This window comes from Ruegeria sp. AP12 (assembly GCF_056540025.1).
Genome location: NZ_JBQFVZ010000177.1, coordinates 1 through 789 on the forward strand (window position 1 = coordinate 1; position 789 = coordinate 789).

The 789-nt window shown below is 61.5% G+C and carries 2 protein-coding genes; both read right to left on the reverse strand.

Translation table 11 applies throughout. From position 1 onward, the window contains the following. Positions 1-404 (reverse strand): type III pantothenate kinase (locus ACR0E6_RS22085; protein WP_480587387.1); only part of this gene is annotated, 404 nt, incomplete at its 3' end. An 11-nt stretch (positions 405-415) separates the two neighbouring features. Beyond that, the coding region (locus ACR0E6_RS22090; RefSeq protein WP_480587391.1) for a biotin--[acetyl-CoA-carboxylase] ligase at positions 416-789 on the reverse strand (374 nt) is incomplete at its 5' end.

A 789-nucleotide genomic window follows, 5' to 3' on the forward strand; every position in this document is an offset into this window, starting at 1 on the left:
GTGGTGGCGGTGCCGAAATCCACCACGATCAGGTCGCCGCCATGCCGGTCGAAGGCGCCGGCGGTATTGACCAGACGGTCGGGACCCACCTGAGTGCCCTCGTCCACACGTGGCCTGAATGGCAGCAGCGTCTCGGGCTTGCCCACCACCAGCGGGCGGCAGCCAAAGAAGCGGTCGGCAAAGACGCGCAGGTTGAATACCACGCGTGGCACGGTGGACGAGATGATCACGTCGGTGATATCCGCCTCGATCCCGTAATGCTTCACCAGCGTCGAGTACCAGGTGAAATAGGCATCCGCCGTGCGCGAATGATGGGTCGAGGTGCGCAGGGTACACAGAAACGTCTCGCCGTCCCAGATCGAGAAAACGGTATTGGTATTGCCGCAGTCGATGGCCAGAAGCATCTGAGCCCCCTTCAGAAAAACACGTCCGCCGCAGGAATGCTCACACGGCCTTTGGCGGTGTTTAGGACAAGGTTGCCCCCCGCGTCTACCGTTTCGAAGGTACCAACCGTTTCCGACGTGGCGGTACGGGCGGTAATGACCTCACCCAGCCGCGCTGCGCGGGCCAACCATGCCGTGCGGATCGGTTCAAAGCCGTAAGTGACGAATTGGGTTTCATAGCCGGCATAGGCGATGGCGAGTTCGGTCAAAAAATCCTCAGGCGTGACATGCGCACCGGTTTCCGACAGCAGAGAAACCGGGCGAACGGCACCCGGCTCAACCGCGTCTGCGCCAGGGGCTTCGGTCAGATTGACGCCGATCCCAATCGACAGATGTGAAACTCCGC